Source organism: Candidatus Neomarinimicrobiota bacterium (genome assembly GCA_036476315.1).
Taxonomy (GTDB): Bacteria; Fidelibacterota; Marinisomatia; order Marinisomatales; family S15-B10; genus JAZGBI01.
Map to the genome: position 1 here is coordinate 1 of JAZGBI010000089.1, position 26355 is coordinate 26355.

28 protein-coding genes and 1 tRNA gene are annotated in these 26355 nt (G+C 51.7%); 2 read left to right on the plus strand and 27 right to left on the minus strand.

Annotated elements, in window-relative coordinates:
* Together der and V3U24_08885 are read right to left on the minus strand one after the other, a co-directional pair.
* On the minus strand, positions 1-1310 hold a 1310-nt coding region (der, locus tag V3U24_08880; GenBank protein MEE9167553.1), incomplete at its 3' end, for a ribosome biogenesis GTPase Der.
* Positions 1311-1392: 82 nt separating this feature from the next.
* Positions 1393-1463: transfer RNA gene (locus V3U24_08885), tRNA-Gly, on the minus strand.
* Positions 1464-1944: 481 nt separating this feature from the next.
* Between V3U24_08885 and V3U24_08890 the strand changes: the two genes are divergently transcribed.
* Positions 1945-4431, plus strand: coding sequence for an adenosylcobalamin-dependent ribonucleoside-diphosphate reductase (locus V3U24_08890; GenBank protein MEE9167554.1), 2487 nt, complete (start codon positions 1945-1947; stop codon positions 4429-4431).
* Between the two features lie 350 nt (positions 4432-4781).
* Here V3U24_08890 and frr read toward each other — a convergent pair whose 3' ends face one another.
* The 22 genes from frr to efp all read right to left on the minus strand — a co-directional run bounded on the left by frr (position 4782) and on the right by efp (position 22521).
* Positions 4782-5345, minus strand: a complete 564-nt coding sequence (gene frr, locus V3U24_08895; protein MEE9167555.1) for a ribosome recycling factor — start codon at positions 5343-5345, stop codon at positions 4782-4784.
* Positions 5342-6061 (minus strand): UMP kinase, encoded by a 720-nt coding sequence (pyrH, locus tag V3U24_08900; protein MEE9167556.1) that lies wholly within the window; start codon positions 6059-6061, stop codon positions 5342-5344. Before pyrH ends, frr begins: the two co-directional genes overlap by 4 nt.
* A 15-nt stretch (positions 6062-6076) precedes the next feature.
* Entirely contained in the window at positions 6077-6691 is a 615-nt protein-coding gene (gene tsf, locus V3U24_08905) for a translation elongation factor Ts (GenBank protein ID MEE9167557.1), read from the minus strand.
* A 65-nt stretch (positions 6692-6756) separates the two neighbouring features.
* Positions 6757-7542, minus strand: a complete 786-nt coding sequence (rpsB, locus tag V3U24_08910) for a 30S ribosomal protein S2 (protein MEE9167558.1) — start codon at positions 7540-7542, stop codon at positions 6757-6759.
* Positions 7543-7559: 17 nt separating this feature from the next.
* The gene (gene rpsI, locus V3U24_08915; protein ID MEE9167559.1) at positions 7560-7934 is read right to left on the minus strand and encodes a 30S ribosomal protein S9; all 375 of its coding nucleotides are present in this window, start codon (positions 7932-7934) and stop codon (positions 7560-7562) included.
* 24 nt (positions 7935-7958) lie between these two features.
* Positions 7959-8387: a 50S ribosomal protein L13 gene (rplM, locus tag V3U24_08920; GenBank protein ID MEE9167560.1), complete on the minus strand. Its 429-nt coding sequence runs from the start codon at positions 8385-8387 to the stop codon at positions 7959-7961.
* Between the two features lie 101 nt (positions 8388-8488).
* The gene (locus V3U24_08925) at positions 8489-9805 is read right to left on the minus strand and encodes a dihydroorotase (protein ID MEE9167561.1); all 1317 of its coding nucleotides are present in this window, start codon (positions 9803-9805) and stop codon (positions 8489-8491) included.
* Between the two features lie 6 nt (positions 9806-9811).
* Positions 9812-10741 carry an aspartate carbamoyltransferase catalytic subunit gene (locus V3U24_08930; protein MEE9167562.1) on the minus strand — a complete coding sequence of 310 codons (930 nt, stop codon included), beginning with the start codon at positions 10739-10741 and terminating at the stop codon, positions 9812-9814.
* Between the two features lie 6 nt (positions 10742-10747).
* Complete coding sequence (pyrR, locus tag V3U24_08935) at positions 10748-11293, minus strand: bifunctional pyr operon transcriptional regulator/uracil phosphoribosyltransferase PyrR (protein ID MEE9167563.1); 546 nt, start codon at positions 11291-11293, stop codon at positions 10748-10750.
* 243 nt (positions 11294-11536) lie between these two features.
* Entirely contained in the window at positions 11537-12523 is a 987-nt protein-coding gene (gene miaA, locus V3U24_08940; protein MEE9167564.1) for a tRNA (adenosine(37)-N6)-dimethylallyltransferase MiaA, read from the minus strand.
* Positions 12492-14216, minus strand: coding sequence for a DNA mismatch repair endonuclease MutL (gene mutL / locus V3U24_08945; protein MEE9167565.1), 1725 nt, complete (start codon positions 14214-14216; stop codon positions 12492-12494). Before mutL ends, miaA begins: the two co-directional genes overlap by 32 nt.
* 10 nt (positions 14217-14226) lie before the next feature.
* The gene (gene ftcD, locus V3U24_08950) at positions 14227-15279 is read right to left on the minus strand and encodes a glutamate formimidoyltransferase (GenBank protein ID MEE9167566.1); all 1053 of its coding nucleotides are present in this window, start codon (positions 15277-15279) and stop codon (positions 14227-14229) included.
* A 5-nt stretch (positions 15280-15284) separates the two neighbouring features.
* Positions 15285-15413 (minus strand): hypothetical protein, encoded by a 129-nt coding sequence (locus tag V3U24_08955; protein ID MEE9167567.1) that lies wholly within the window; start codon positions 15411-15413, stop codon positions 15285-15287.
* A complete protein-coding gene (locus tag V3U24_08960; GenBank protein ID MEE9167568.1) occupies positions 15413-16042 on the minus strand; it encodes a site-2 protease family protein in 630 nt (209 codons plus the stop codon). Before V3U24_08960 ends, V3U24_08955 begins: the two co-directional genes overlap by 1 nt.
* Positions 16043-16044: 2 nt before the next feature.
* Positions 16045-16941: a site-specific tyrosine recombinase XerD gene (gene xerD / locus V3U24_08965; protein ID MEE9167569.1), complete on the minus strand. Its 897-nt coding sequence runs from the start codon at positions 16939-16941 to the stop codon at positions 16045-16047.
* Positions 16942-16945: 4 nt separating this feature from the next.
* The gene (locus V3U24_08970; GenBank protein ID MEE9167570.1) at positions 16946-17545 is read right to left on the minus strand and encodes an SIS domain-containing protein; all 600 of its coding nucleotides are present in this window, start codon (positions 17543-17545) and stop codon (positions 16946-16948) included.
* Positions 17535-18284, minus strand: coding sequence for a geranylgeranylglyceryl/heptaprenylglyceryl phosphate synthase (locus V3U24_08975; protein MEE9167571.1), 750 nt, complete (start codon positions 18282-18284; stop codon positions 17535-17537). The genes V3U24_08970 and V3U24_08975 overlap by 11 nt, the downstream gene beginning before the upstream one ends.
* Positions 18281-19639, minus strand: coding sequence for an aminomethyl-transferring glycine dehydrogenase subunit GcvPA (gcvPA, locus tag V3U24_08980; GenBank protein ID MEE9167572.1), 1359 nt, complete (start codon positions 19637-19639; stop codon positions 18281-18283). Before gcvPA ends, V3U24_08975 begins: the two co-directional genes overlap by 4 nt.
* Positions 19614-19991: a glycine cleavage system protein GcvH gene (gene gcvH / locus V3U24_08985; protein MEE9167573.1), complete on the minus strand. Its 378-nt coding sequence runs from the start codon at positions 19989-19991 to the stop codon at positions 19614-19616. Before gcvH ends, gcvPA begins: the two co-directional genes overlap by 26 nt.
* Before the next feature lie 31 nt (positions 19992-20022).
* Positions 20023-21378, minus strand: a complete 1356-nt coding sequence (gene accC / locus V3U24_08990) for an acetyl-CoA carboxylase biotin carboxylase subunit (GenBank protein MEE9167574.1) — start codon at positions 21376-21378, stop codon at positions 20023-20025.
* A gap of 113 nt (positions 21379-21491) precedes the next feature.
* The gene (accB, locus tag V3U24_08995; protein MEE9167575.1) at positions 21492-21959 is read right to left on the minus strand and encodes an acetyl-CoA carboxylase biotin carboxyl carrier protein; all 468 of its coding nucleotides are present in this window, start codon (positions 21957-21959) and stop codon (positions 21492-21494) included.
* Position 21960: 1 nt separating this feature from the next.
* Positions 21961-22521, minus strand: a complete 561-nt coding sequence (gene efp, locus V3U24_09000; GenBank protein MEE9167576.1) for an elongation factor P — start codon at positions 22519-22521, stop codon at positions 21961-21963.
* Positions 22522-22644: 123 nt separating this feature from the next.
* On the opposite strand from efp, the gene V3U24_09005 reads away from it, so the two are divergent.
* A complete protein-coding gene (locus V3U24_09005) occupies positions 22645-24288 on the plus strand; it encodes a CehA/McbA family metallohydrolase (protein MEE9167577.1) in 1644 nt (547 codons plus the stop codon).
* Between the two features lie 64 nt (positions 24289-24352).
* Here V3U24_09005 and V3U24_09010 read toward each other — a convergent pair whose 3' ends face one another.
* From V3U24_09010 to hutI, 3 genes are all read right to left on the minus strand, one after another.
* Positions 24353-24586 (minus strand): DUF350 domain-containing protein, encoded by a 234-nt coding sequence (locus V3U24_09010; protein ID MEE9167578.1) that lies wholly within the window; start codon positions 24584-24586, stop codon positions 24353-24355.
* Between the two features lie 20 nt (positions 24587-24606).
* The gene (locus V3U24_09015) at positions 24607-24933 is read right to left on the minus strand and encodes a hypothetical protein (GenBank protein ID MEE9167579.1); all 327 of its coding nucleotides are present in this window, start codon (positions 24931-24933) and stop codon (positions 24607-24609) included.
* Between the two features lie 139 nt (positions 24934-25072).
* A complete protein-coding gene (gene hutI, locus V3U24_09020; protein MEE9167580.1) occupies positions 25073-26299 on the minus strand; it encodes an imidazolonepropionase in 1227 nt (408 codons plus the stop codon).
* Positions 26300-26355: the final 56 nt, after the last annotated feature.

Genomic DNA, 26355 nt, shown 5'->3' on the forward strand with positions numbered 1-26355 from the left:
TTCTTGAACACCAATCGAATGGGAGTGCCCTTCATGTCGATTTGCGATCGAAGCTGATTCTCAAGGTAGTTCCTGTACGAGGCGGAAAACAATTGGGGGAAGTTGCAGAAAAATGAAAATCTTGGGGGGGCTTCACCGGTCTGAGTAGTGTACTTTATTCGAATGTTCTTCCCCCTTTCCGCCGGAGGCTGGTATCGGTCCGTCGCTTCTTTTACTATTCCATTTAACTTGCCCGTGGAAACCCACTGGTGACAGCGATCGAAAACATTCTTGCATTCCGGCAGAATCTTGGAAATCCTCTGCTTTGTCATGGCTGAAACAAATAGGATTGGATAGTCCTCCGTCGCCTTGAAGAGTCGATTGACTGATTTCGCATACTCCATGTATGTATTGGTTTCTTTCTGCACCAAATCCCATTTGTTCACCAACAGGATCAATCCTTTACCTTTTTCAATGACTTCACGAACGATCTGCTGATCCTGCCGGCCAAATCCCTTTGGCGCGTCAAGAATGACCAGCACCACCTCGGAGTCGTCAACAGCCCTGTGGGATCTCAGGGCGCTGTAGTATTCCAGATTCTCTTTGACCCTTGCCTTCTTCCGAAGGCCGGCGGTGTCAACCAGAACATAAGTTTGATTGTGATACCTGAGCCTCGAATCGGCTGAGTCTCTCGTGGTTCCCGGTATTTCCGTGACTATGTACTTCTCATAACCCAGCAGGGCATTGGCTATGGAAGATTTTCCCACATTAGGCATGCCCACAATCGCGATACGAATCTCCTTTTCCGTTTCCTTTTCCCGAGGCTTCATCGGGGCTCCCATGGAACCCACAATCATATCCAGGAGATCTCCAATCTTTCTTCCTCCCAAAGCCGAGATTGTGGTAATGGGATCTAGCCCGAGAGAGGAAAACTCATGTCTCAAAACCTCTTGCTTGTCATTATCAATCTTGTTTACCGCCGTGATATGCTTCTTCCCGGATTCACGCAAAATGCCGGCGAGAGATTTGTCAACCGGCGAAACGCCCTCCCGCCCATCAACTATGAAGAGGAGAACCTCTGCTTCATCTATGGCGAATTCGACCTGCCGCCGAACAGCCTCTTCCATGACATCCACTTTTTCGGGCAGGTAACCCCCGGTGTCAATGAGAGTAAACATTCGCCCCGCCCATTCCACCTCCCCGTAAATACGATCCCGCGTCACGCCCTCTTGCTCGTGAACGATAGCGTGCTGCCTCCCGATCAAACGATTAAAGAGAGTCGACTTTCCCACATTGGGGCGACCGACAATGGCTACAACCGACTTACGCATAGGAAGATCCCTCTGACAGACAACGGAATCAAAAGAAACAATAAAGTGTAATCAGGAATTGATCAGAAGTCAAGAACGGTTGAGCGCCCGATGGGAATCGAACCCACATGGCCAGCTTGGGAAGCTCGAATGTTACCATTACATCACGGGCGCGAGTCGTGCCGCAAATTTAAGTGAAAAATGGAAAGAGACGAAATGGAGAAATGGAGAATTGTTCCGTAGGAACTCCTGCGGAGGAGGAATGGAGTAGCAGAGAATTGTTCCGTAGGAACTCCTGCGGAGGAGGAGTGGAGTGGCGGAGAATTGTTCCGTAGGAACTCCTGCGGAGGAGGAATGGAGTAGCGGAGAATTGGAGGAATGGAGTAGCGAAGAATTTGAGGAGTGGAGTGGTGGAATATTGTTCCGTAGGAACTCCTGCGGAGGAGGAATGGAGAATTTAGAATGAGTGACCAGGGATCGAAAAAGATAATTTGACACCGGGCCAAAAAGAAAAACGTGGAAAATGGGACCATTAGCGCTTGACACTGGTCACGGCGAAATCTATATTTCGAAACGCTGGCTTGCGGGATGTCGGTTCGATTGTTATCTTCATCTACCAGCAACCTTTTCAATTAAGACAGAAGTGGGGTCAGATATGGCTGAAGCACTGCAGTTTGAGTTTCCTATTCCCGACTCCTCAGGAAAACCCTCGGAAGAAGCCCTCAGGAAAATCAGAATTCCCTCAAGTTCGGAACGGGACAAGAAAGGACCTACCTCTGATCTACCTGAGGTTCTGGGAGAATCCACTCCCAAAGAATATACCATTGAAGAATACTACAAGGGTGACGATCTCGGAAAAGAGGTTCTTCAAAATAAGTATCTTGCGCCGTGGGAGAAAGGACCCTATGACATGTGGAAACGGATCGCAAAGGCGATTGCATCCGTTGAAGATGAAAAGGATGAGGAGTCGTGGTATCAGAGATTCTTCTCGATTCTTGAGGATTTTCGATTCGTACCGGGCGGCCGAATCATGCATGGAGCCGGAAGAGATGACATTACCACGACACTGAACAACTGCTATGTCGTGGCCATCCGGAAAGATTCCATAGAAAGTATCTATGAGGCCGTTCAAGAAGAAGCACTCACCTACAAGTACGGGGGCGGCTGCGGCCATGACTTATCCATTCTCCGGCCGGGAGGATCACCCATTGAGAGCACGGGAGGAGAGTCCTGCGGACCCACGGGATTCATGAATCTCTTCAGTGAGAACACGAACACCATTGCACAGCACGGACGCCGTGGCGCCAATATGCAAACATTGAGAGTGGATCACCCCGATATCTTCAAGTTCATAAAGATAAAGCAAGATTCCTCCATGGTCAGGTACTCCAACGTGTCTGTCTTGCTGACACATGAATTCATGCATGCCGTGGAGAATGACGTGGACTTCGACCTGAAATGGGGCGGCAGAACCTACAAAACGGTGAAAGCCCGGGACCTGTGGGATAAAATCATTTCCGCCGCTCACACCAGCGCGGAGCCGGGAATCATTTTCTGGGACACTATCAAAGATTACCATAACGCCGAATACTGCAGTCCTCTCGTCTCCACCAATCCCTGCGCCGAACAACCCCTTCCCGACGGTGGTTGCTGCAATCTTGGATCCATCAACCTTGAACGCCTTGTGGATGAAAAGGGCAGCTTCATGGAACAGGAATTCGAGGAGACGGTCGCGGTGGCCACACGATTCATGGACGATGTCGTAGACTACAATATGCATCGCCACGCCCTATCCGTGCAGAAGGAAAATGCCATGAAGGACCGGCGCGTAGGTCTTGGCATCCTGGGCCTTGGAGACATGTTTGTCAGGATGGGAATTTCCTATGATTCAGACAAAGCTCTGGACGTCGCCAAGCGCGTCTGTGAAATAATGAGAAATACGGCCTATAACACTTCAATACAGCTTGCCCAGGAAAAGGGATCGTTCCCCGGTTTTGAGTGGGAAGGGTACTCCAAAAGTAAGTTTGTCCAGTTCCTACCGGAGGAAATGAGGCAGGGTATTGAAAATCATGGGGTCCGGAATTCCACACTGCTCACAGTTCCTCCAACAGGCAGCGGAGCCATTGTGTCACGGGTCACTTCGGGAATTGAACCCATCTTCCAGACGTCCTACTACAGGCGTGTCAAACAGAACTCAGGATATGGGAACGAATTCAAAGAATTCAAGGTTTATCATCCGATCATCAGAACGCTGTTCGGCAACGACGATGATCTCCCCGACTATATTGTTACCGCCCACGAAATCGATCCTTATTTCCGCGTTAAGATGCAGGGAGTGATTCAGAAATATATCGACACCTCCATCAGTTCCACGGTGAATCTGGGAGCGGACGTGCCCAAGGAAACCGTGGCCGATATTTACCTGATGGCCTATCGTTCCGGCCTAAAGGGGATTACCGTCTACAGAGAGAACACCCGCGAAGGAATCCTGATTACGGAAGAGGGAAAAGCGAAAGAGAAAGAACAGAGTCCCCCGGAGAAGAGCGTGGTGACCACGGAGGCAAAGGTGGAAGAGAAACCAGAAGCTTCGGCCAAGAATAGGACCCTCACGCCCGATCTCAGACCGAGAGTTCGGCCGGGTGAGACCAACGGTGTAACCAAACGCATTCGAACAGGGGAAGGTTCACTCTACATTACCATCAACAAGGACGAAAAGGGCCTTTGTGAAGTTTTCACGACCATTGGAAAGGCTGGGGGAAACGCTGCTGCCCAATCCGAGGCAATCAGTAGACTGATTTCCCTGGGTCTCAGATCGGGAATCAATGCGAGAGATATTGTCAAACAGCTCAAAGGTATCAGTGGTCCTCATCCCACATGGGAGAATGGTGAGCTCATCCTTTCAACACCCGATGCAATCGGGAGGGCCCTGGAAGACTATCTGAGAGAGGTAAGCGGTAACAGTTCTTCCGCGAGGGAAAAGCGAGGAATGCGGTTCCTCCTTGCCGATGATTCTTCCTCTTCTGAGGTCAACGCCGATCATAATCCCAGAACCATGACAACCTGTCCCGATTGCGGGAGCACCATGTTCCATGAGAATGGGTGTGTCACCTGCCCCAGTTGTGGTTTCTCCAAGTGTGACTGAAGCGTAGCCCGGTAATACCGCGCCCTCCTCAAAATAGATCCCTGATTCGGGGATTCTTTATAACCACCATATATCCGCCATGATTCTGAGGATCCGTCTCCCTTGACTGCCCGGATCAAAGGGAGAAATCTGGGGAAGAATGATGTGGAAGGAATTCCGGGACTTCATGTTAACCGCAAAGCGATTCACCAACGGATACAGCGGGATGAGAAGGTGGGCCATCCATCTCAGCGGGAAATACTCCGGGTTGACCATCTTCAGACTAGAAAATGAACAGATGGTTGCATTGGTCGAAAGAGAGGTGGGAAGGTGTAGCGGGTGCTGTTTTGCGAGGCGAGGAGGGGCGACTTTTAGTCTTCGAGAATCTCCTTTTCTTTCGCGGCAGATAACCGGTTCAATTCCTCAATGTATTCATCCGTGAGCTTCTGAACCTTTTCATGAGCGAGACGCCCTTGATCCTCTGAAATCTCGTGTGATCGCTCCATTTCTCGGAGACCGTTATTCACATCTTTACGCACATTCCTGATAGCGATCCGCCCCTCTTCCACAATATTGTGGACATGCTTCGCGAGTTCATGGCGGCGTTCTTCTGTAAGCGGTGGGATGGGAATCCTGATCACCGTTCCATCGTTAGTCGGATTAAGTCCGAGATCCGCCGCCAAGATGGACTTTTCAATATCGTATATGATGTTCGTGTCAAAAGGCTGAACCAGGAGGAGCCGCGCCTCCTGAACCGTTACGTTTGCCAGCGATCTCAGCGGAGTGGGAGCTTCATAGTAAGGAACCTTCACACCGTCCAGGAGTGCGGGCGTAGCCCTGCCTGTGCGGATGTGAATAAGCTCGTTTTGACAGTGTTCCACCGCAGAATCCATCCGCTGCCTTGCATCTTCCTGGTACTCCTTAGTCGACGTCAACTTTTCTCGACTCGTGTGCCTATTTTTTCACCTGAGACAACCCGCTTGAGGTTGCCGGACTCATTAACATTGAAAACGACGATGGGTAAGTTGTTTTCTTTGCAGAGGGTGACTGCAGTCAAATCCATCACTCTCAGCTCATTCTCAATAACCTTTTCAAAAGTAAGCTTGCTAAACTGCTTTGCGGACTTGAATTTCTCGGGATCTCTGTCAAAAACTCCGTCAACTTTCGTCCCTTTCAAGACAACATCCGCTTCGATTTCAATAGCCCGCAAAACGGCCGCTGTATCCGTCGTAAAATAAGGATTTCCTGTACCTCCGGCAACAATGATGACTCTCCCCCTTTCGAGGTGCCTCAGAGCCCGCCGCCTGATGTACGGTTCAGCCAGCTGGGAAATGGAGATCGCGGTCAGAGTCCGGGTTTCGCAACCCTGCTTCTCGAGGGCATCCTGGACCGTTATGGCGTTGATGATCGTTGCCAGCATCCCAAGATAGTCCGCTGAAACTCGATCCATACCCCGCAATTCGGCCCTCTCCCCCCGGATAATGTTGCCACCGCCAATGACGAGACCCACTTCAACGCCCATCTCTCTGACAGAGTTTACCTCTTCCGCAATGGCGGAAGCCTTGAGCGGATCCACACCAAAACCCTTCTTTCCGGCGAGGATTTCACCGCTGAGCTTGAGCAAGATCCTCCCGTATGCGGGTTCCGGCATTAAGAGTATATGGGTCTATCCCTGGCCGTTAGATGAAGGTTCGCCCACTTCAAAACGGGCAAAACGTGAGATGGTGATATTTTCACCTAGTGAGGCAATGGTCTCGGAGAGAATGTCCTGCACAGATTTGTCGTGATCCTTAATAAACGGTTGTTCGAGCAGACAGTTTTCCTGAAAGAATTTTTCAAGGCGGCCGTCGATAATCTTTTCGGCAACACTGTCCGGCTTTCCCATTGATTTTGCCTGCTCAGTGTAAATCTCCTTCTCCCGGTCAAGAACTTCCTGGTCGACGTGCTCTCTTTGAAGCGCAATGGGATCCGCGGCCGCAATCTGCATGGCAACGTCTTTTACAAAACGGTGAAATCCTTCCGTTTTGGCCACGAAATCGGTCTCGCAATTTACTTTCACCAGGACACCGATCCGATTCCCTGGGTGGATGTAGGAGAGGACAATACCCTGATCAGCTGTACGTCCCGCCTTCTTTTTGGCCTCGGCGATTCCTTTCTTGCGCAGGATATCCACCGCCTTATCCATGTCACCCTTGGCTTCAACGAGTGCCTCCTTGCAGTCCATGACTCCGGCACCTGTGATCTCTCTCAGTGATTTAACGACATCTGCGCTAATGTTCATTTTCCAGATTCCACCTCTTTATCTTCCGGGAATGCCTCTACGCAGCTAGTGATGATGGGTCTGGTTCAGCTGTTCTTTTTCTCGGATTCAGAGACCTCTTCCTCAACCGGTTCTTCAGCACTCTCGACGACTTCTTCATCACCTTCGGCCATCACCGTTTTGTCACCGGGATATGGCGTTGACTTGGCGCGACAGATTGCCTTGGCGATTTCACTCACAATCAGTTTCACGGCTCGAATGGAATCATCATTGGCTGGAATGGGATAATCGACCAGATTAGGATCTGTGTTGGAGTCAACGATCGCCACCACTGGAATGTTCAGACGATGAGCTTCTTTCACGCCGATCGTTTCGTGCTTTGCGTCCACCAGGAAAATCGCATCGGGAAGACGTTTCATGTCTTTGATGCCGCGGTGAAGATCCTGGAGTCGAATCATTTCGCGTTCCAGGGCCAGAATCTCTTTCTTCGTTGCGTTCTCATATAGAGGACTCGATTCCTTTTCGAGAAGCTGCAGACGCTTGATACTCTTCCGGATCGTGGAAAAATTTGTCAATGTGCCACCAAGCCATCGTTCCACAACATAGAACATGCCGCACTTATCCGCCTCCTGCTGAACAATGTCTTTGGCATTCTTCTTGGTCCCCACAAAGAGAATTTCTCCACCTCCTTCAATGACCTCTGTCACAAAATTGACCGCTTTCTGCAAACCCTTGATGGTTTCGTCAAGATTGATGATATGAATGCCGCTCTTCGTCATGAGAATAAAGGGTTGAAAACTGGGGTGCCATCTGCTCGTCAGATGCCCGAAATGGGCTCCGGTGCTCAGCAGATCGTCAAACGTAATATCCAAAACAGGTTCTCCAGTCGTCATCGCTTTGAAAACTGGAACGCACGTCTCGCACCTTTGAGACCGTATTTCTTTCTCTCCTTCACGCGAGCGTCCCTCGTCAATAGACCCGCCTTCTTCAATTTCGATTTGTAGTCAGGATTCAGACGAACCAGTGCCCGGGCAATTCCGTGGCGTATCGCGCCCGCCTGCCCTGTCAATCCGCCCCCTCTCACGTTGGCAAGTATGTCGTACTCCTCTCCCACCTCGAGAAGGTCCACCGGTTCCTTGAGCAACTGCCTCTGACTGACGCGACCGAAGTAATCTTCGTAATTAACCCGGTTGACCACAATCTTTCCGGTGCCGGGGACTACTCGAACCCTGGCTACCGAAGATTTCCGTCTTCCTACGACCAAATGTGATGCTTTCGTCGCCAGAGCTTAGAACTCCAAAACCATCGGTTGCTGAGCAGCGTGAGGATGCTCGGGTCCGGGGTAAACCTTAAGATGCCGAACCATGGCGCGACCGATACGGTTGTGAGGTAGCATTCCCTTTACTGCCTGTACAATGATTCTCTCGGGATGCGTCGATAGAAGTGTGGGTAGATCCTTAAACTTTGTACCTCCGGGATAACCCGAATGCGAAAAATATTTCTTCTGTTTAGCCTTGTTTCCGGAAACGCGGATTTTCTCCGCGTTGACAACAATAACAAAGTCCCCCATGTCCATATGAGGAGTGAACGTCGGTTTGTGCTTACCTCTCAAAATTTGAGCGATTCTGCTGGCGAAACGGCCCAACGTCTGACCCTCGGCATCAGCGACATACCAATCTTTCTCGATTTCTGACTGCTTTATGGAGAAGGTCTTCACGATTTCTCAATTCGATTATAGCAGCGCAAATTAGTCTTCTCCGAATTTTCAAACAAGAGATTTCCGCCGATTTTCCGTTTAACTCACGTCGGTCTCGAAGTCTAAAGGGACCCTGCCGGAGGCAGATCGTGAATCATTCCTCTGGCAATGACCTGCAGGACCTTCCCTCTCATGCCTTTTCCCAAAAAGGGAGAATTCCTTGACTTCGATTGGATCTGCTCACGGGAGAATGTCCACTCCTTTTCCGGATCGAAGAAAACAAGCTCCGCCGGAGTTCCTTTTCGGAACAGATCCGTTTCGAATCCGAACAGGGATCTTGGATTTATCGTGATTTTTTGAACCATTTCAATGAGACTGAAAGAGGCTCCACTCAGTACTTTCCAGATCGCCCCGAACGCGCTTTCAAGTCCGATCATTCCACAGGGCGCCCAATCGAAGGGAGCCTCCTTTTCTTCTACCGTGTGGGGCGAATGGTCAGTGGCAAGACAATCAACTGTTCCGTCCCTCAAACATTCGATCAGCGCCTGGCGGTCCGCTTCGGAGCGTATTGGGGGAGCCACTTTCAGGTTGGTGTCATAAGTGGATAAATCAGCGTCCGTGAAATAGAGATGATGAGGAGCCACCTCGGCTGTCACCTTCAACTGCCTTTCCTTTGCCCACCGGATCCACTCTGCCGATTCGCGCGTGGTGACGTGGGGGACATGGAGCCTTCCTCCGGTGAACTCGGCCAGTTGAACGTCGCGACTAACCATGGCCGATTCACTCACTCCCGGGATACCCGCAAGGCCGAGTCTGGTTGACCACACCCCCTCGTTCATCTGACCCTCACCCTTGAGCTGCGGATCCTCAGAGTGATTGATGATCGGTACCCCCAGGGAAGTAGTGTACTCGAGGGCTCGTCGAACAACACCACCATCCTTCAGTGGAATCCCGTCATCTGAAAACGCTACCGCTCCTTCACGCACCATGGCGGCCATCTCGGTCAACTCCTCTCCATCCTGGTTTCGAGTAACGGCACCTATCGGATGGATGTTGACAGGAAGATCCGCCGCCTTTTCAACGATGAACCGTATCAACTCGGGAGTGTCAAGGGGTGGATCCGTGTTGGGCATGACGCAGACAGTGGTGAAACCGCCTCCCAGCGCTGCCCTGGAACCAGACACCAGGGTCTCCTTGTCCTCCCTGCCTGGCTCACGGAAGTGGGCGTGGATGTCGCAGAAGCCGTGCGTGACGTATCTCCCCTCCGCGTCCACCTCTTCCACTTTTCCGGAAGATTCCTCCACCTGGACTTTTTTTCCAATCTCAACTATTCTCCCATTCTTCAGGAAGATTTCTCCCCCGAACTCCTTCTCTCTGACCGGATCAATGATGTTGGCATTTCTGATGAGGTATAACCGGGGCAGTGGTCGTGACTGCATTCCTTCTTACCCGGGCTGGTCGCCCAAAAGCAGGTAGAGAATCGACATCCTCACCGCGACGCCGTTGAGGACCTGATCAAGAATGATTGCGTTATCGCTGTCCGCCACATCGCTGTCGATTTCAACACCCCGATTCATGGGACCCGGATGCATAATAGTCACCTGTTTGTCCAGACGCCCGAGACGCTCCCTCGTGATCCCGAAAAGATCACGGTATTCCCTGATAGAAGGGATAAAACAGACCCCATGCCTTTCCCTCTGGATTCTCAAGACATTGATGGCGTCGGCCCAATCCAGAACCTGATCCAGGTCGTAGTCTATCCTCACACCAAGCTCTTCGATGCCCAGAGGCATCAGCGTGGGCGGTCCACACAAAGTCACACTTGCACCCATCCTGTTAAGACCGATAATGTTCGACCGGGCAACGCGGCTGTGGGCAATATCACCGATGATGGCGACATTCAGTCCCTTGATTTCACCAAACTTTTCCTGGAGAGTCATCATATCGAGGAGGGCCTGGGTGGGGTGCTCGTGAGTTCCGTCACCCGCGTTGATTACGACGGCCTTCACGTACCTGGTCAGATGAACAGGGGCACCCGGGACGGGATGCCTGATTACAATGCAGTCAACTTTCATGGCTTCGATGTTTTGAGCCGTATCCTTGAAACTTTCACCTTTCATGAGACTGCTTGTGTCGGACGAAAAGTTCACCGTATCTGCCGATAATCGCTTCTGAGCCAGCTCAAACGAGATTCTCGTGCGCGTGGAGGATTCAAAGAAGAGATTCACCACAGTTTTTCCCTGGAGGGTAGGGACCTTTCGGATGGGCCGATCGAGCACCTCCCGAAAAGAGAACGCCGTTTCCAGGATTGTGGCCGTCTCCTCAGCGGACACGTCCGCCAGACCCAGCAAGTGCCTGTTCTTCAGAAACCCCATGGTTCGCTACTTGTATTCCACCAGGTATACCTCATCCCGGCCGTCAACTTCATTCATGCGAACCAGCACATGCTCGTTGTCAGCGGTTGGGATGTTTTTTCCTACAAAATCGGCCTTGATCGGCATCTCACGATGACCTCGGTCCACAAGGACGGCAACCGATACTCTTGCGGCCCGGCCGAAATCCATGATTTCCGACAGGGCGGCCCTGATGGTTCGGCCTGTAAAGAGAACGTCATCAGCCAAAATCAATGACATGCCATCGATGGAGAATGGGATATCGGTCCCTTTTATCTGAGGTTGAATGAGGCGCTCGCGGAAATCGTCGCGATAGAATGTGACGTCGAGGAAGCCCACGGGGATTTTCCGTCCCGAAATCTCTCTCAGCTTCGAAGCGAGACGGGTTGCGATGAATTCTCCCCGCGTGCGAATCCCGATGAGCGCAACATCCTCACACGAACCGTACAGATCAGCAATCTCGTGGGCCACACGCATCAGAGACCTGTCGATCCCCTCTTCGTCGAGAACCTGAGCTTTGGCTACTGCAGACATGAGATTCAGGCTGAGGCTAAGGCTGAGGCAGTGGCCAAGTTCCTAGTGAACGAAGTACGACGTAGACTGCTTAATGACAATTCAGACTCTCTGTTTTCCTTCCCCATCCTTCGTCTTAGCCTGTGCCTTATCCTTAAGAGTCCCAAAATAGAAAAAATCCTCCCAGAGAGGAGGATCACTCTCATGCCCTTACCTTCTCGCGGGAATGGTTTAAAGGACATTTTTCCTGAATAAATATACGGCTTAGCCTGTTTCCATCAAATCCTTTTGATATGCCAGTGTGATCATCTGGGCAAGCTCGCGAGTGTCACTTCCGGTAACTATGGTCTCACCCAGGCAAAGATCCACAGCCTCCTTGTCGAACCATGTCAACTGCTTTTTGGCATACTGGCGTGTTTCAATATGAATCCGGTTCAGCATCTCATCATAGTGAATCTTGTTCTTCAGAAAGGCCGCTATCTGACCGTATCCAAGGCTGTCCATGGGATGCACGTCACGCGTATATCGACGGGCCCGGAGCCGCTTCACTTCATCAATCCACCCGTCCTGGAGCATCTTTTCGATCCTGTTTCTGATCCGGGTTTCGAGAACCTTCGCGGACACCTTCAGATATGCCGAAAAATAGTGATACGGGGAGGATTTTCTCTCCTGGCGTCGAAAGTGTTCTGACGCCGAAACTCCGGTCATTTCATATATTTCCATGGCCCGCAGCAACCGCTTGTGATTATTGGGATGGGTGATCTTAGCATATTGAGGGTCAATCTTGCGAAGCCTTTTCAGAAGCGCAGCGGATCCTATTTCCTTCAGCTCACTTTGGAGTCTCTTGCGGACGGCAAGATCGGAAGCGCTTCCCTCAAATAGTCCTTGAGTCAGAGCTCGATAGTAGAGGCCGCTTCCCCCACAAATGACGGGTTGGTTTCCCCTTCCCAGGATTTCCCCGATGCAAGCCTCAGCTGTCCGAGCGTATTCCCCGGCAGAAATGGGGTGATCCGGCCGCATGATTCCGTAAAGATGGTGGGGAATCTCCTGGCGCTCCAGTTCAGTGGGTTGGGCCGTACCCACGGTCATCCCCTCGTAGACCTGCCGGGAATCAAGGGCAACGATCTCACCCCCCAGCTCTTTCGCCACCTCAACGGCCACCGCACTTTTTCCAACGGCGGTAGGTCCCACAATGACGATAACCTTCAAACGATTGGAATCAGGACCGCTCAAAACGCCGGTCCAGTTCATCGAGACTCAGATTCACGATGATGGGACGTCCATGGGGACAGTAATAAGGATGTTCGGTTGCAAAGAGACGATCGATAAGTGTTTGCATCTCCTCAACAGTCAGACGATCTCCCGCCTTAACCGCAGCCCGGCATGAAAACGACGCGGCCAATCCCTCCCGGTGAGAATTGTATTCTTTGTGGTGCCCGCGATAATCGTCGATGATCTCCTTGAGTATCTTTTTCTCGTTCCCCCATCCCATCTCGGAAGGCACGGCCTCAATGAGAACCGTGTTCTTCCCGAATTCCTTCATCCTGAAACCAATCTTGTTCAGGTAGGAAAGTAGATCCATGAGAACAGCATAATCATCGGGAGGCAACTCCACCACCTCAGGAAAGAGGAGGACCTGGCTTGACATTGACGAACCTTCCATCGCCCTTAAAGCCTGTTCAAAAAGAACCCTTTCATGGGCCACATGTTGGTCGATAATCACCAGACCGCTTTTGATCTCCGATACGATGTATTTTCTATGAACCTGCCAGATACTTTCAAGGCCCACTCTCTCGTCGTCAGCTTTCCGGGTCGAGAATGACCTGATGTATTCCTTGGCCCTCTCCACAGGTTCCATCTGAAATGAAGATCGAGCTTGCGCCCCGGATCTCTCCAAACGCAGTTCACTCTGCTGAGACGCCTGAATGTCACGGGGTGAAAAGTCCGGTATGGTCTTCAGTATATCCGAAATTGCTTCAGTGGCGGCCGTTTTCAACACGTGGTAAATGCGCCATTCGTCCCTGAACCGCACTTCGATCTTGACGGGATGAACATTAACATCCACCTGATCACGAGGAACATCCAGATGGAGCACGAAAAAGGGGAATTCACCCCGGGAAATCAGTGACCTGTAAGCAGAATAAACGGCGGAATTCATCAGGGGATTGACAATATATCGTCCATTCAGAAAAAGGAATTGCTCTCCTCTTCGCTTTCGAACGAGGTTAAGGTTTCCAACAAATCCGTGCACCCTGAACGGTTCCTTTTCAAACTGAACAGGGAGAATGCTCTTGCGGTAGGTGGGGTCGAAAACTTTCCCGATCCTTTCTTCCAGGTTCTCTGACTGTAAATCCATGATCTCTTTCTTGTCAGACATGAGCCGGAAGGCGATTTGAGGGTAACTGAGGGCAAATCGCCTTACAGTCCGAACGATATGCCTGAATTCCACCTGGGGACTCTTTAGAAACTTCCGGCGGGCAGGAACGGAGAAAAACAGATCACTGACCGTAACAGAGGTACCCCCAGGAGCAGGAAAGGGAACCGGTTCGGAAGGCACACCATCGGTAACGACAAGTTCATGACCTTCCCCACTCCCGTCTGCCGTCGAAATGGTTCTTACTTTGGCCACGGAAGCTATGCTCGCCAGCGCCTCACCTCGGAAGCCAAGAGTGTCGATCCGGCGAAGATCCTCAAAATTGACTATCTTTGAGGTGGCATAGCGACTGAAAGCCAGCTCGAGGTCTTCCCTGTCAAGACCATCGCCATTATCTACCACCTGGACGGACACATTGCCTCCTCCTGCAACGGTAATCTCAATTTGAGTCGCTCCGGCATCGATACTGTTTTCGATGAGTTCCTTTGCGATGGATGCCGGGCGTTCAACGACCTCACCGGCCGCTATCTTGTTCTTCAATTCATCAGGAAGTATACGGATGTGGCCCACTGTATTCCTCTTATGTGGCAATCTCGGCAATTCGGTTCGATGGCCGCATTCCCCTTACGCGGTAGTCAATGATTTTCTTCAAAGGATCGAAAGGGGACAGCTCATGCAATCCAAGCGTGTCCGAAGCAACGCGAACGAGCTCCGTCTCAGGAACGGCTCGATTTTTCTTCTGAAGGTCAAGGTAGAACCGTCCGCTCATGAGCATTGCCTCGAGAGGTACAAGTCCCACCAACTCGCTGCCCGTTACCTGAATCCCTCGCTTTCGGGCCTCGTCTTTGACCGTTTCGAATGCGGTGTGAAGGGGTGTCACATGGTAATCTGTCAAATTCATTGACACCTGTGCCTTCCCGTATTCATCTATTACCCAACCCATTGCTTTGCACTCTTTCAGACGACCGGGGACGGTAATCAATTCGCCATCAGAATCGTGCTTCAGCCTTCCTTTTTCCCGCACCCGCAGGGCGATGTCGTGGGCCACCGTCTTCTGAGCGCTATCCAGGTTCACGTTATAGGCAATGAGAAGCTTGCGCGCGCCTATGACAGTGGCCCCGCTTCTCTCATTGAAGTCAGGTTTTCCAAAATCGGGAGCCCAAACGGGGTCCCGGAGCTTTCCCTCCAGTTTTTCATACTCTCCTCTGCGGATGGTCGCAAGGTCACTCCTCTCAAGTGAAGATGCGGCGAATCCATAGAGAAAGACAGGAATCGAGAGCTCATCTGCTACTCGCTGTCCCAGTTCCCTTGCCATCTCGACACAATCTCCCATGGTAACGCCACGAAGAGGTATGAACGGACAGACATCGGTGGCACCCAGTCTCGGGTGGACGCCGGAATGCTGCGTCATATCAATGTGACGGGATGCAGCCTCTATGGCCCGAAAAGCGCCTTCCTTGACGCCTTCTCGGGAACCAACGAATGTGAAGACCGAACGGTTTGTGTCCCTCCCGGCAACCACGTCCAGTAATTCGACTTCCGGCACAGAACGGATGGAGAGGGCGATAGCGTCGAGAATAGATTGATCGCCGCCCTCACTGAAATTCGGAACGCACTCAACGAGCCCTTCCATTTTCTCTAACCGGCCAGTTTCCTGAAATAACGGAGAAGAAACAGGACCAACACCATCAGAGCCGTGAGCCACCAGAGCGGGCGGTTGGACTTGCGCCTCTCCAGAAGCCGTCTGATATGGATTCTTCCTGGCATCACAGCAGTCCGAAAGAGAACAGGGAGGAAAAGAAGTGAACGAAAGGGCCGATAAACATCCAGAATATGGAGTATCCCGTCGCGAAGCCAAGAAAAATAATTCCCATGAGTATCCAGGGTCCGTATTGCTCCAGTCGCCAGGCCATGGCTTCATAACGGTTCGGCAACAAGCCTCTGACTATTTTCGAACCATCAAGGGGTGGGATAGGAAGAAGGTTGAAGACTGCCAGAGCAAGGTTAATCTGGAGACTGAAAACAAGCATATTCACAAAAGGGGCACCGCCCAACCCCTGAATTGATCCCGATCTGACCAGGGCATTCAGGAGAATACCCGACAGGAACGCCAGTGCCATATTCGCGCCGGGCCCCGCGAGAGCCACCCATAGCATGTCACGCTTCGGATCTTTGAAGTATCTGGGATCTATGGGTACCGGTTTGGCCCATCCAAAATGGACGACAAAGAGCATGATGGTCCCAATGGGATCGAGATGAGAAAGGGGGTTGAGCGAGAGTCTTCCTGCCATTTTTGCCGTTGGATCCCCCAGGCGGAAGGCGACCCATGCATGGGCGTACTCGTGAAAGGTCAGGGCAATGAGTATGGGAGGAACAAGGAGGATGAGTTGATTCATGTTCACCATCGTGGATGGTAGGTCCGGTGGACTTCTTTGAGATAACTTTTGTCAAGATGCGTATAGATCTGCGTGGTACTGATATCCGCATGACCCAACATTTCCTGTACAGCCCTCAAGTTCGCACCTCCTTCAAGAAGGTGCGTGGCGAACGAATGGCGAAGTGTATGGGGGCTTACGGGTTTTCTTATTCCAGCTGCCTTCCCAGCCTGTCGTACAATCTTCCACACACCTTTTCTTGATATGGGGTCACCACGGTGATTCAGGAACAGCACGTCCGTTCGTTTTCCCCTCTTCGAAAGAGTTGGACGGGCCTCATTCATGTATGTCTCGAGCCATGTTGAGGCATGACTACCGAGAGGAATGACCCGCTCCTTAGAACCTTTTCCAAAAACTCTAACCCAACCCCGGTTTGCCAGCAGACTCATCATGGTAAGAGTTACCAGCTCTGATACCCGGAGGCCGGCGGAGTACAAGAGCTCCAGCATTGCTCTGTCACGTTTTCCCAAGTCATGTCTGTGATCAATCACCTGAAGAAGTTTCTCCACTTCTTCAACGGTCAACACGGTTGGCAGTTTTTTCGGAAGTCTTGGCGCTTCAAGAAGCTCGGAGGGATCGGTGGACGAGAATCCTTCTTCCACGAGAAACTGGTGGTAGGTTCTCACCGCGGACAGATTCCTTCGGATGCTGCTGGGTACGAGAGGCAGGTCAGAGAGATTCCTCAAGTACTCTCGAACATGCCGGGGCTTGACGTCGTCTGATGATGAAATCCCCTCCCTCTCATCAAGAAAGGTCAAATATCGAGAAATGTCGTGCTCATAGGCTTCAATGGTGTTAGGTGAGAGATTGCGTTCGACACGGACAGAGATGAGAAACTCCGCCAGATGTGATCGCGTCACCGGATCAGGTTGACCTCATGAAAGCGCGTTCCACGAGTTCGCAGATGATGTGTCCGGCGGCAATGTGGCCTTCCTGTATACGTTGAGTATCTGACGATGGAATGTGAATAACAAGATCACCCCTGTCTTTGAGTTTTCCCCCTTCCCTTCCAGTCAAAATGATTATCCCAATTCCGATGGTTCTGGCCGTTTCAACAGCCTTAAGGATATTGGATGAATTGCCGCTTGTGGAGATGGCCAGAAGAATATCTCCCCTTCTCCCCAGAGCCTCTACCTGACGGGAAAAAACAGTTTCAAAAGAGAGGTCGTTAGACCAGGCCGTCAGCAACGATGAATCGGTCGTGAGTGACACGGAGGCGATGGGAGGCCGCCGGTGGTCTCTCAAGCCACCCACCAGCTCGGTAGACAGATGCTGGGCCTGTGCGGCGCTGCCTCCGTTGCCGCACCAGAGGACTTTTCCCCCGTTCTTCACGGTGTCAGTGATCATCCGGGCTGCCACAACGATATCGTCGCCGCATGACCCCTTCATCTGTTCCATGATTTCGGCGGCCTCGGCCAACTGTCTCCTCACCGCGTGAAGCGTCGTCTTTCCGTCAGTTTCCATGAATGGCATCCGCGAATTCATTGAGCAAGTCCAATCTGTTGGGATCTTCGATAGCTGTACCCGTCACAATAAAGCTGGCACCCGCCTTCACCTTGCTTCTGGCCTCCTGTCCCGTGCGGATGCCCCCGCCCACGATCAGGGGAAGACTCACCTCTGACGCCACTGACCTTATCGTCTTCTCCGGAACGCTTTGCCGGGCCCCGCTGCCGGCCTCCAGGTACAACAGCTTCATACCCAGATATTCAGCCGCAAGTCCGTGAGCGATCGCTATGTCAGGCCGGTTCAGGGGGAGAGGTTTCGAATTGCTCATGAACTCCACCGTTGAGTTTCCCCCACCATCGAATAACAGATATCCGGTGGGAATCGGTTCCAGTCCAAGGTCCTTCACGATGGGGGCTGCAATCACCTGTTCGCCGATAAGGTAGTTTGGATTTCTCCCACTGATGACCGACATGAAAAGCACCGCATCGCAGTGGGGTCCCAGCTGGTTTGCTGCTCCCGGAAAGAGAATGACGGGAACCCTCGCAGTCTCCCTGACTTTGGCTGCCCTTTCCTGAAACCGTCCGTCCATGAAAAGACTCCCACCCATAAGAATCGCGTCGGCTTCGCTCTCATTCACCGTAGTGACCAAGTCCTCAAGAATACCATCGTTCTTCCGGTCAGGGTCGATAAGAACAAGATATCCTGCTCCTCTTTGAGACCTGACATTCAACAAATACTCAAACGCCGAACCCTTCATTTGTTCCCCTTCAGAAATGATACGAGTGAATCGATATCTTCTTTCGATCGCTGTTCCGTTACCGCGATCATGAGTAAATGCGAGTCGTCCTTCACGGGAGTGCCGACCAATAATCCCTTTCTGAGGCCCTCCGCCAGGAGAGTTTCAACGGGAACAGGGCATTTTACAACAAATTCCTGGAAAAAGCGGTCGCCGTAGGGTAGTGAAAAGCCGGGAATCTCGAGTATCTTGCGGGATGCGTAGTGGCTTTTCTGAAAGCAGAGGTTGGCAACTTTCTTGAAACCTTCCTTTCCGAGAAGGGCCAGATAGATTGCCGCCTTGAGTGCAACGAGACCCTGATTCGTACAGATATTCGACGTCGCCCGATCACGCCTTATATGCTGTTCTCGCGTTTGAAGGGCGAGCACAAAACCGGGCTTTCCTTCAATATCTTTTGCCTCCCCAACGAGCCGCCCCGGGACTTTTCGAACATATTCCATGCGAGTGGCCAGGAGTCCAAGATACGGACCACCGAAGGACACATACGACCCCAGACCCTGCCCTTCGCCCGCGTAAACGTCTGCCCCGCACTCCCCAGGGGGAGCGAACATTCCGAACGAAATGGGATCACCCACGGCCACGAAAAGGGCTGGGAGACCGGAGACGATTCTGCCTGCCTCACGCCATGATTCCATCAAGCCAAGCCGGTTAGGGGATTGAATCACGACCGCCGAGACGTCATCGTCGTTGCGGTCTCTGAGCCAATCCATGTCGGTGACACCGCTGTTCAGGGGAATTGACTCCACCTTGAGGGGGGAATACCTTGTGTATGTCTCCAAAACCATTCGGTATTCGCTGTACAGTCCATCACTCACGAGAACCACCGGTCTGCCGTTCACTCGCCGGGCAAGGAGACACGCCTCCGCCACGGCCGAAGCGCCATCGTAAAGGGACGCGTTGGCCACCTCCATTGCCGTGATTTCGCAAATCATAGTCTGGTATTCATAGATGGCCTGCAGCGTTCCCTGACTGACCTCCGCCTGGTAGGGGGTGTACGACGTGGAAAACTCGGCCCGGGAGCTCAGATAAGACACCGCTTCCGGAACAAAATGGTCGTAGGAACCACCACCCAGAAAGGAGATGAGCTGTTCTGATGTGGAGTTTCTTCCTGCAGTGAACTTCATTTCGCGCACGATGTCAGGTTCCGATTTACCCCGGGGCAGAGGAAGGCCTCCGTCGAGTCTCAAATCCCGTGGGATCACCTGTATCAGGTCACCGAAGGAATTCAGTCCCATTTCCCGGAGCAATTCCTCCTCGAGATCAGAGGTGTAAGGCACAAACTGATTGGGCTTACTGGATGATTTTGTCGTACTCATCCGCATTCATCAGGTTTTCCAGTTCAGAGGGATCGGACATCTCAATCTTTATGATCCACCCCTCGCCGTAGGGCTCCTTGTTTACCTTTTCCGGACTTTTATCAAGAGACTCATTTACCTCGACAATGGTCCCCGGGACGGGGGCGAATAGATCGGCCACTGTTTTCACCGCCTCTATGGTACCGAAGGGATCATCCTTCACCACGGTTGCGCCGGAATCCGGCAACTCAAGATAGATTATATCGCCCAGCTCACCCTGGGCGAAGTCCGTGATACCTACCGTCGCAACGTTGTCTTCGATTAATACCCATTCATGGTTCTTTGTATAAAGCAAGCTGTCAGGAGTATTCATCCTTCCTCCTGTGTCTTCGGGTCAATGGGTATCACGCTTCCGGAAGAAACGCGAAATTGTCGAGGAAGCCGGTATCGATATTGCCATCCCGAAAATCCTTGTTTCGCATAATTGCGCGGTGGAAGGGGATGGTCGTTTTTGGTCCCTCGATGATCGTCTCCTCAAGTGCTCTTTGCATCCGGTTTATGGCGGAGGACCGGTCATGGGCATGGACAATGAGCTTTGCGATAAGCGAATCGTAGTAGCTAGGGATGGTATAGCCAGCGTATACGTGAGTATCCACTCGAACTCCGTTTCCTCCCGGAACATGGAAACTCTCGATAAGCTTCGGAGAAGGCATGAAACCGTTCTCCGGATCCTCAGCATTGATACGACACTCGATGGCATGACCCCGCAGCTTCATGGATTTCATGTATTCTGGAAACGTTTCCCCGGCCGCAATCTCAATCTGCATCTTCACCAGGTCCTTGCTGACAACCATTTCCGTTACCGGGTGCTCCACCTGGATACGTGTATTCATCTCCATAAAGTAGAACTCTTTTCTCTTTTCATCCAAAAGGAATTCGACGGTACCCAGGCCCTCGTAATTGATCGACTTTGCCCCGCGCACGGCGGTTTCTCCCATCTCTCTCCTGAGCTCATCGTTGACGGCTGGTGATGGAGATTCCTCCACCAATTTCTGGTGACGACGTTGGATGGAACATTCCCGCTCCCCCAGGTGCACAACGTTGCCATGAGCATCGGCCAGAATCTGAATCTCCACGTGTCGGGGCTTTTCCACGAGCTTCTCGAGATAGAGATCGCCGTTGCTGAAGGCATTCTCGGCTTCGGTTCTCGCGGTGTCGAAGGCCCTTTCGAGGTCCGTCTCTCCATGGACCGTTCTCATACCACGCCCCCCGCCTCCTGCAGATGCCTTCAAAATCACGGGATAACCGATTTCCTCTGCGGCTGAACGGGCTTCACTCAGGTTTGGAATCACGCCGTTGCTTCCCGGAATGATAGGAACATTCGCAGCCTTCATCGTCCCTTTGGCCATCGCCTTGTCTCCCATGGCCCTGATGATCTCCGAGGGAGGACCCACAAAAATGAAGCCGTTGTCCTCACAAATCTCGGCAAAATCGGCGTTCTCTGCTAAGAACCCGTAGCCCGGATGGATGGAATCGCTGTCCGTTATCTCGGCTGCGCTCACGATTCTCGGAATGTTCAAGTAGCTGTCCCGGCTGTGAGGGGGTCCGATGCAGACTGCTTCATCGGCAAAGCGTACGTGAAGGGAAAGTTCGTCTGACTGAGAATAGACCGCAACGGTTGAGATTCCCAGTTCATGGCATGCCCGGATAATTCGAAGAGCGATCTCCCCTCTGTTCGCAACAAGTATTTTTTTGATCATCTGTCAGAATGGGATTCGCTCTGGAAAGGAAGCACTTCTCGGTCCGAATCGTACTGAATCAATGGTACGAAAGAGAACAGAATTGGAAAAGGTGACGACCTAAACAGGGAAATCTAATCTGGCTCAATGAGGAAAAGCAGTTGACCATACTCCACCGCTTGGGTGTTCTCCACCAGAATTTTGGCCACGCGGCCCGTTATCTCCGATTCAATCTCATTCATGATCTTCATGGCCTCTATAATGCAGAGCGCTTGACCCGAGCCAACATGACTACCGACATTGACGTAAGGGGCCGATTCGGGAGAGGGAGCCCGGTAAAATGTGCCCACCATGGGTGCCCGAACCTCGACTCCATTCCCTTCATCCGTCTCCTGGGAAATCGAATCTTCGACGGCCATCCCTTCTTCCGCCTCTGTCTGATGGGCAGGGATCGAAAGGGGGCCCGGGTTGGCTTCCGCTTTTCCGCCCCATGGGTTGCCTTTCGACACACGAAACCTGCGGCCCCAGAAGCTCACCTCTATCTCATTGACATTTCTCGACTCAAGCATGTCTATGATTCTTTTCAGCCGGTTCTGCCACATCTCAAGTTACACGCTCAACGTAGTCCCCCGTCCGTGTATCTACTTTCAAAACATCTCCCTCGTCCACGAAAAGAGGTACGCTTATCCTTAAGCCGGTCTCCAGCACGGCGGACTTGAAACCGCCCGTGGCCCTGTTTCCGCGAACGCCCGGCTCAGTTTCACTGACTTGCAACTCGGCAAAGAGGGGAGGTTCAATGTCTAAGACTTCGCCCTCGACAGAATTCACCACTACCGTCATCCCCTCCTTGATATACTGAGCGTCATCTCCGACGACTTCCCCCGGAACCGTCACCTGCTCATATGTGTCCAGATCCATGAAAACAAAAGATCCGCTCTGGGCATACAGATACTGCATTTTCTTCGAATCGAGTCGAACGGGGTTAATCTTTTCGCCCGACCGAAAAGTGATGTCGATCACCTGTCCGGACACCACGTTTTTCAGCTTGGTCCGAACGAATGCCCCACCTTTACCCGGCTTGACATGAAGAAAGGAAACAATCTTCATTCGCCGACCCCTGTGGTCAATCACCATTCCGTTCCTGATATCAGCCGTTGTCGCCATCAGATGATTGAGGCTATAATGCCTCAGTAAATCAATTTACAATGGGGGGTATGGATAAACAATTCTTTGTTTCGACCTCAAATCTCGTGAACTTCCCTCAAGAGGTTTTCACCGGGAATCGAGATGTCATTTCCCATCCAAACAGTCGTTTCGGAACTCCCACTGGCCGCGTGCCTCGCGTCGCTATTCGTGCCCGTCCTCTATGCGGAACTTCATTACCGCTTCCCATATTTCCCTTTCAGCCGCTATTACTTGAAAGAACCTGAAATCATTGCGGACACGCCCCACCGACTGGATCCAGGAGCAGAACTGCCTATCCTCATTCTCATCAAGGATTCCCACAGGTTTCCGATCCATCTCCAATCAGTGGAAGTGGACATAAGAGACGAGAGGGGAAAACGTAAACAGATCTTCCTCAAGAAAAACTTGGGGATCTCCCAGAGGTGGTGGCATGAAATTATCCAGGTGAACGTTCAGGGAATGGCCGGGATTTGTATGACGGAAGTCACGTTCCGGTATGCCATCTCAGGTAGAGAAAGGACCTGCGTCAATGACAACTCACCCGCGTCAAAGATACCATTCGTAACGCGCCTCTCTTCTTCCCTCTTGCCCGGCGCCTCGGACGGATGGGTCTGGGGGGATCTCCACTGCCACTCGTGGATGACGGACGACTTCGTGGAGTTTGGGGCACCAATCGATGCGATTCAGAAGGCAGCCGCAGCGTCAGGACTTGGGTTTGTTGCCATCACGGATCATTCCTACGATCTGGACGATAAGCCAGGTTCCTGGACCGAACACGATCCCGAACTGACGAAATGGAAACAGCTACTCACCGAGGTGAAGAATCTCAACCGAAAGGGAGTGCCCGTTCTTATCCCCGGTGAAGAGGTGTCCGTCGGCAGCAACAGAAAAAAAAACGTCCACCTGCTTGTTTTGAATCACCCGGAACTTATTCCCGGATCGGGCGATGGGGCCGAACGGTGGCTTCGAACACGATCAGAACTATCCATTCGAGGCGCCACCGACCGTCTCAAGGATGATTCCCTCGCCATCGCTGCCCATCCGAAGTGGAGATCATCCCGGCTGGAAAGTCTCTTGCTCAAGAGAGGCCAGTGGGAATCTGGTGATCTGAGACTCGAGGGAATAGCCGGTATGCAGATTCTGAACGGTGATTTCAACAGGGAATTCGAAGACGGGTTAGTGGAGTGGTCCCGACTCCTCCTCGCGGGAGAAAAGAGATTCATTTACGCCGGGAATGACGCTCACGGAAACTTTAACCGTTTTCTCCAGGTGAAACGTCCCATGTTGTCTCTCTGGCAACACCACTCCAAAGTCCTTGGGAAGTGCCGCACGGGACTCCATTTGCCCGAAGAACCGTCTATCGCATCAATAATCTCCACCCTGCGAAGGGGCAAGTGTGTTGTTTCCAACGGTCCTCTTGCACTACTAAAGGTGAGCAATTTGTCTTCATCTGTTACATTGGGTGGGTCCATTAACGGTAATAATATGGAGATTTCCGTTAGTTCAAGATCTTCCCGGGAATATGGGAGGCTCAAATGGATGGAAGTAAAATTTGGCGATTTTGATCGAAGAGAAGAGAAAACAATCTGCGCTGAGGCGTTCAGAGAAGAAGTTCAGTCGGCAGAATCATCGACTCAATTTAGCGCGCGGAATCTGCGGGGGTATGTTCGCACCGAACTGCGGAGCGTCAACTCAGAGGGTGAGGAATTCGTCTGTTACACAAATCCCGTCTGGATAAACAACTGACCGCCCACGAGAGAGATTAAGCAGGCATATGACTGCTCATTGAAGGGGGAGGTGTGAAGAGGATTCAGATGACCTTATAAACGAGCAGGCCGATCATTACGATAAGAGAGACGAAAATGATGGCCACACTCCAGTTGCCCTTCTTTATCTCCTCCCATTCATCGATATCGGTGGAGAACCAATCGAAAACCTTGATAGCGATGGCGACGCCGATGGCGAAACCGATAGAAGCAACCACAGCCCAACCAATGGCTCTGAGATAGCTCCATAATGTTGATTGAACACCAAATGGATCCATATATTCACTCCTCCCTTCCTTTACAAATACTCAATCAATCTTGCGAATTGAGCCGCGTTTACCTCCCCATCAAGGAGTCGTTCCACATCGTCTATTTTTGCCCTGGTCATCAGTCGGTATCCCTCTCCAAGAGGTACTTCAACGGTGACGTGGATTTCACTGGGTTTCACCCCGGTCTTCATCGCTTCCCCCGCTGCGATGTAGCCCACAAGTAAAACCATCTCAAAGTTATTTCTGTTGCTCTTAAGATCAATGTGAAAGGTCTGCCCACCCTTGCCGTCTGCGACAAAATTCATCTGGTCCATCATCACCGCAACCCGGTAGACCCTCGCCGTTTGCCTGACCATTGCAAAATACTCGCTATTGGCCAGCGACGGCGAAGCCGTGAGCACAACAAGGCAACAAACGGATAAAGGGCGTAATCTCATGAATATGAGATGGTGACGGGTCTCAGTTAATTTACGTTTCCGATCCTCATTTGTCCAATCAATTTTCCCTTCCCGGAGACGGTTGGCCTGCCACCTGCACTCCCTTCTTAATAATTCGGTACAAACGGTTCCCATCCACATGGTAAGGAACTTCAGCAAGATTCCTCACGGTCCAGACGATGAGATCGGCTTGTTTTCCCGGTTCCAGGGAACCAATCACCTTTTCTCTGCCGACAGATTTTGCCGCGCCATAAGTTGCCGCCCGCAGTGCCTCGTCCACACTCATTCCCAGATAAAGACAGGCCAGGCTCAAAACAAACCCCATCGATTGAATCATGGAGCTCCCTGGATTGAAATCTGACGCCAGAGCCACTTCGACTCCAGCATCCAGAAATTTTCTCGCCGGGGCATAGCGTGTTCTCCCCAGAAAGAATGTGGTACCCGGAAGCAGTGTCGCCACCACACCGTGCCGTGCCATAAGAGCGATCGCATCATGAGACACGCACATCAAATGGTCCGCCGAAGAGGCATTCATTTCCGCTGCCAAGGATGCGGCACCTGAATCTTCAAACTCATCGGCGTGGAGACGAGGTTTCAGTCCGTATTCCACACCGACCGTGAGGATGCGCCTGGAATCATCAAGACTGAACCACCCCTTTTCACAAAACACATCGCAGAATTCAGCAATGCCTTGATCCGCCACCGCAGGTATCATCTCCTGGCAGACCAGATCCACGTATGCAGATCTGTTGTCCGAATACTCCAGAGGAAAATCGTGGGCTCCGAGAAACGTGGGGACAATATCGACAGGAACGCTCTCTGACACTCTCTTCAAGACCCTCAGAGACTTCAATTCAGATTCAGTGGAGAGACCGTAGCCACTCTTTGCCTCGAGAGTAGTTGTCCCTAACCGAAGAAAATCCCACATGCGACCCTCGACTCGTCTTGAGAGCTCTCCCTCATCGAGCGCCTTCAGTGTTCTTACACTGGAGATTATCCCACCTCCAGCGGCGGCGATATCCTTGTACGATTTACCCAGAGCCCTCATTTCGAACTCATGCTCTCGCGTTTCGGCAAACACGGGGTGAGTGTGTGCGTCGACAAACCCAGGTGTAACCAGACATCCTGACACATCGATTTCATCGTGGGCAGACGGAAGAGATTTCCCGATACTGGCGATTTTGGTCCCTTCCAGAATCATTTCCACGTTTTCCAATCTCTCCACACGATCCAACCGGGAATTGTATGTTGCAAGCTGACCGATATTAGAAAGTTTGAGGGTCATGACAAGAATTGATTATTGACTATTGATAATTGAGGAACAGAGAACTGGAGAGTTGG